Origin of the sequence: Sporosarcina sp. P29 (assembly GCF_002743265.1) — a bacterium.
In the GTDB taxonomy this organism is placed as follows: domain Bacteria; phylum Bacillota; class Bacilli; order Bacillales_A; family Planococcaceae; genus Sporosarcina.
Genome location: NZ_PDYX01000042.1, coordinates 1 through 5,630, shown reverse-complemented (window position 1 = coordinate 5,630; position 5,630 = coordinate 1). Strand labels below are relative to the sequence as shown.

Here is a 5,630-nt window from a genome sequence, read left to right as displayed (position 1 = left end):
TTGCTCCTGTTCTTTTTTAGTAAATAATATGTTAGTCATTTGATCCCACCCCCGACATCATTTTTCATAGTATACATAAAAATACCCTATAAGAGGGACTTTTTCAAAGTGTCCATCTTATAGGGTACAGTTTAAAGAAGTAACGGGTTCTCATTCTAGTTAAAACAATAAATGTGCAATACCTGCAATGATTGGCAGGGCAATGATTGTACGCAATAAGAAGATGATGAGTAAGTCGAAGATATTTAATGGGATTTTCGTTCCTAAGATCAAGCCACCGACTTCAGACATGTAAATTAGTTGGATTACGGAAACTGCCGCAATTGTAAATAGTGTAATAGGTGATGTAATGACGCCTTCTGCTAAAATAACAGGCAAGAACATATCTGCGAATCCGACTACCATTGTCTGTGCGGCTTCGGCAGCCTCAGGAATCTGCAAGATATTCAAGATGTATTCGAATGGCTTACCTAAAATTCGGAATACGCTTGTGTACTCAGCCATCACCAAAGCGACCGTACCGAAAGCCATAACTACTGGTGCGACGCCGAACCACATGTCGAGAACGTTTTGCATACCTGCACGAACAGTTTTCACAACAGAGCGTTGTTTCGAAGCCGTATCAAGTGCGCTAGTAAGTCCTAGTTTGAATACGCTTGTCCCGGCAGGCAGTTTTTCATTCTCCGTGGAATATTCATGATCGTCAATATACGTATTCTTAATAGAACGTAATGGATAAATTCTTGGCATAATGAGGGCGAGGATCAACCCTGTGAACAGAACCGTCGCATAAAATGGTAGGAAGTAGTTTCCAAGACCAACTTTATCAATGATGACGAGTGTGAATGTAATCGACACAACAGAGAACGTAGTCGAAATAATCGCTGCTTCACGCTGTGTATAGTGGCCTTCTTCATACTGTTTACTTGTTAGCAAAACACCGATTGTGCCGTCTCCAATCCATGAAGCGAGTGCATCTATGGAAGAACGACCAGGTAATTTGAATAAAGGTCGCATAATCTTTACCATCAATGTACCGAAGAATTCGAGCAAACCGAAGTTCAGTAATAAAGGAAGCAATAGACCTGCGAAGAAGAAGATACTGAACAGGAAAGAAACGAGTCCGTCACCTGCGAGTAGCAATCCGCCTGTATCCTCACTCCAAATTGCTTCAGGTCCTAATTTATAGACGACCATGATGGAGAAGATTGCCCCTACAATGCGGGTAATCGTCCAAAACGGAGTTACTTTGAATAAGTTTGTAAAGAATGAAGGTCTGTTTGGATCTTTTTTAACGAATAAATAAAGCACGGATCCGAGTGCAGACGCAATGATCAAGTACATCATAAGTTGTGGAATAATCGGTTCCAATGCACCGGACAATAAATCCGCCAATTTGGCAATGGGTACTTTCCAGCCTGCTGCAAATGGTAGTGGAATCATGAATAGTAGAACACCGAGTATAGATGGAATTAAAAATGCTAACCAAGTGCTAGCTGTATATTTTTTCAAGGTATTTCTCTCCTTGTGAATAATCTAGTTGATGTATATTTATTCATTATACTGTTTAACGAGACGTTGTAAATACTTTAGCACAAAGTGTAACTTTTCAGTCAGCAAGCAGTCTATATTGAAACAGGATATATAAAAGTATAGGATCGATAAAAGAGCGGGAAGTGAGGCGTATGCATGATTACAGTAATTGGCAGTGCGAATATGGATATCATTGCACAAGCGGACAAGTTTCCGTTACAAGGTGAGACGGTTAGAGGGAAGGACTTTCAGACGGCACCTGGTGGCAAGGGGGCGAATCAAGCTGTAGCATGTGCGAGACTTGGACAGAACGTTCAGCTAATCGGCACAATTGGGGCGGATTCATTCGGAGAAATGATTGTAGCTAATTTGCGGAATCAACAAGTGGACACTACCTATATCACACAAGCAGAAGCTCCTTCCGGTGTAGCTATTGTTTTATTGACAGAAGGGGACAATCGGATTATTTCGATACCAGGAGCGAATCACGCGTTAACTCCGCAGCGGATTGGGGAATTGAAATCTGTTATTGGAGCTAGCCAATTGGTGATGATGCAACTGGAACTTCCTATAGATACGGTGTGGTCTGTGCTTAAGCTATGTAAAGAATTAGAAGTGCCTGTCATGATGGATCCGGCGCCTTCGAGTAGCTTTCAATTAGAGTATATGCCGTATGTTCACTATTTGACGCCGAATGAAACGGAGTCCGCACAGCTCTTTGGTACTTCAATAGAAGAAACGGTTTCAAACTATCCGATTCAACTGCTCGTGACATTAGGAAAAGACGGTGTTTGTTATCATGATCGGGAGCAAATAATCTACGTGCCGGGTGTGCCTGCACAGGTTGTGGATACGACAGGCGCAGGAGATACATTTAACGGAGCGCTGGCTAGCCAATTAGTGCAAGGGAACGATTTACATTCTGCCGTTCAGTTCGCCAATGTGGCGGCTTCATTATCGGTAGGTAAATTCGGTGCACAAGGCGGTATGCCGACTGCGCAAGAAGTAAGAAATGTGACGGATAAAAAAGTCTAGAAAGCCTTTTATACCAGGCCTGATTGGCACTCTTCTGTCACCATTGCTGGGCTTTACTAAAAATATAACCGTTCCCTCTTTAAATCTCTGAACAAAAGGCGTATGCTATGGCAATAGATTGGATTACGAGGAAGAAATGGAGGTAGATGTTGATGGTTTTTGGAGAAAACATCAAGGTCCGTAAACGCATCTTGCAGTTGATTGATGGCTTAACAGATGAGGAATTTAACGGAACACCATCACATGGCGGCTGGTCACCCAAACAGATTGTAGAACATTTAGCATTAATGGAATGTCGAGTTGCTACAAACATCGCCCAAGAATTGAAAAATCCTGAGAGTTTGCGTGTATTCAAAAAACCGATCAGTGTATCGGCAAGTCCTTTAGTAAAGGCGTATTTCATGGAATATACACAACCAACAGACATGCATCTATCTATTCCAGAAGTTAAAGAAAAGTTGCATGCATCAAGAAATTTTTTGCTGGATATCTATGAATCTGCCACTATTACAGAACTTCGCTGTAAATCACTCAAGCATCCGATTTTTGGAAATGTGCCGTTAATTCAATGGTTCCGTTTCGTAGGATTCCACGAAAAACGTCATCTACGACAATTGAAACGAGCAGTGGAGCAAGTGAAGTCGGCTCGCGTACAGCTAGTTTCCACGTCTAAATAATAAAAAAGAGCTTGTTTGCCTCACGATGGCATACAAGTTCTTTTCTCATATTGCTTAAAATCAGCTATACTTTACCTAACCGTGAAGGAGGAGATGGAATGAATCGATACCGTTTTGATACCCCTGAAAAGCTGCGTGCATTACTTTGTGAACTAGTAAGTTGGGATAGTCGTACATTGACGGAAGGAGAGCGTTTCTTTTCCTGGAAGTTACAAAACAAGTTGAGCGAATTGGAATATTTCACGGAGAATCCTGACAATATTACGCTTCATGATGCGGGTCTTGGGCGGCAAGTCGTACATGCTCTGTATGAACACCCAGATGCTATAGATACCATTGTCTTGATCAGTCATTTCGACACTGTGCAAACAGATGAATACGGAGCACTTGAACCGCTCGCTTTCCATCCAGAAGAACTGACGAAAAAGTTGCTAGAAAACAAAGATATGTTGCCAGAAGCGGCACGCATTGATTTGGAATCAGGGAAATATCTATTTGGCCGAGGCACGATGGATATGAAGATGGGTTTGGCCTTACATATTCAGTTGATCGAACGAGCAAGTATAGAAAAGTGGCCTATTAATTTATTATTGTGTACAGTACCCGATGAAGAAGTAAACTCTGCGGGAATGCGCGCCGCTGTTAAAGAACTTGTCCGTCTACAAGAGCAGGAAGGTCATCGCTATAAATTATTCTTGAACGGAGAGCCTTCATTTTCACAAGGACCTTCGGATACGAAAGAATATATTTATTCCGGAACCATCGGAAAGATTATGCCTTCTGCTTTATTCTATGGCAAAGAAACGCATGTCGGCGAACCTTTAAAAGGAATTACTGCAGATTACATGGCATCGTTTTTAACGCATAAGATGGAGTGGAATCCTTTATTCCGTGAAATACATCAAGATGAGTCCACACCTCTTCCGGTCACACTGCACCAAAAAGATTTAAAAATCCAGTACTCTACACAAACACCACAGCGAGCAGCTGCGTTATATAATGTCTTCTTATTCAAGCGGACAGCCGCTGAAATCATGAGTTTATTCGAGCAAGTGGCGAATGAAGCGATGGCACAGTGTAATGAACAGTATAAAGCAGTATGTGAACGTGAATCGGCCGTACCGCTGGGAGATATTCGCGTACTGCGTTTTGAAGAGTTGTTAAAATATGCTGAAGATCAGTTAGGAAAAAACGAAGTGAATCGATTGAAACAGGAAGTGCTGTTACAAGAAGAATGGGATGACCGCGAGCAATGCATACGTATTGTCGATACGCTGATGATGGAGTGCCAGGAACTCGGTCCAGCGACGGTGTTATTCTATGCGCCGCCTTATTACCCAGCAGTCAACTCATCCGACGATCCGCTCGTACAGGAATCCATTGAGTTTTTGCAGGAGCGTGCGCAAGTCTTTGACCTGACCATTGAGCAGGTGCATTACTTTAATGGGATTTGTGATTTGAGTTATGTGCATTATAAGGATGAAGAGGATCATTGGAAGGCGTTTGCAAAAAATACGCCGGTCTATGGTGCGACGTATTCGATACCGTTTGAGGATATGCGTAAGTTAACTGCACCGGTGCTGAATGTGGGGCCGTTTGGTAAGGATGCGCATCAGAAGACGGAGCGGTTGCATATTGATAGTGCGTTCAGGGAGATGCCGGTGTTGTTGGATCAGTTGGTGAAGAAGCTTGCGGGTATGAGTCAGCCGAAGTCTCGGTGAGGTTGTTTTATACTTAGTGAAGTATTATCCGACTAACAAACGCGGTTGGCAGGATGGCTAGGCGGCTGCGGGGCATTGTGGCTTTTCGTTGGGGTCGTTGCTCGACTGGTGGTTGGGTACTGAAGTTAGTGAGTGTCTGCTTTCTGGACTCGCACAGGCACGTGGGGGATTGCCTACAGCCAGGAGCCAGCTGGCGGTGGTGCTGCCAGTTGTCTCCCGGCCACGGCCTACCCCGCAGTTGTGCCTGCGCTGCTGAATGGTATTTAATTGGGTTGTGGTTCTAAGAATGATAATTTGCGTATCTTACCCAATCTAGAAACGCGGTTGACGGAACAACTATGCCGCTGCGGGTCTTTGGTACTTTTGTCGGAGTCGTTGCTCGACTGGTGGTTGGGTACTAAAGTTAGTGAGTGTCTGCTTTTTGGACTCGCGCAGGCACGTGGGGGATTGCCTACAGCCAGGAGCCAGCTGGCGGTGGTGCTGCCAGTTGTCTCCCGGCCACGGCCTACCCCGCAGTTGTGCCTGAGCTACTGAGTGGTATTTATTTTGGTTGTGGTTCTAAGGGGAAGAAGATCCGTGAATTGGTAATACTGATTTTGTACTTTTTGAAAAAGAAGTAGAAGAACTGTCCTACACATACTCTAACGAAGGCGACTGCTGTGGT

At 43.8% G+C, this 5,630-nt stretch carries 4 protein-coding genes; 3 read left to right on the top strand and 1 reads right to left on the bottom strand.

Features of this window, described 5'->3' with window-relative positions; genetic code table 11:
- Positions 1-159: 159 nt before the first annotated feature.
- The gene (locus CSV68_RS16310; RefSeq protein WP_099662652.1) at positions 160-1,512 is read right to left on the bottom strand and encodes a YjiH family protein; all 1,353 of its coding nucleotides are present in this window, start codon (positions 1,510-1,512) and stop codon (positions 160-162) included.
- 177 nt (positions 1,513-1,689) lie between these two features.
- Here CSV68_RS16310 and rbsK point away from each other — a divergent pair, with 177 nt between their 5' ends.
- From rbsK to CSV68_RS16295, 3 genes are all read left to right on the top strand, one after another.
- Positions 1,690-2,568 (top strand): ribokinase, encoded by an 879-nt coding sequence (gene rbsK, locus CSV68_RS16305; protein ID WP_099662651.1) that lies wholly within the window; start codon positions 1,690-1,692, stop codon positions 2,566-2,568.
- Between the two features lie 152 nt (positions 2,569-2,720).
- The gene (locus tag CSV68_RS16300) at positions 2,721-3,245 is read left to right on the top strand and encodes a DinB family protein (RefSeq protein WP_099635636.1); all 525 of its coding nucleotides are present in this window, start codon (positions 2,721-2,723) and stop codon (positions 3,243-3,245) included.
- 98 nt (positions 3,246-3,343) lie between these two features.
- Positions 3,344-4,966 carry a M20/M25/M40 family metallo-hydrolase gene (locus CSV68_RS16295; RefSeq protein ID WP_099662650.1) on the top strand — a complete coding sequence of 541 codons (1,623 nt, stop codon included), beginning with the start codon at positions 3,344-3,346 and terminating at the stop codon, positions 4,964-4,966.
- Positions 4,967-5,630 lie beyond the last annotated feature (664 nt).

Bases quoted from the DNA above. Each gene is read 5' to 3' on its own strand.
- CSV68_RS16295 (WP_099662650.1), top strand. From the start codon at position 3,344: ATGAATCGATACCGTTTTGATACCCCTGAAAAGCTGCGTGCATTACTT.
- rbsK (WP_099662651.1), top strand. From the start codon at position 1,690: ATGATTACAGTAATTGGCAGTGCGAATATGGATATCATTGCACAAGCG.
- CSV68_RS16300 (WP_099635636.1), top strand. From the start codon at position 2,721: ATGGTTTTTGGAGAAAACATCAAGGTCCGTAAACGCATCTTGCAGTTG.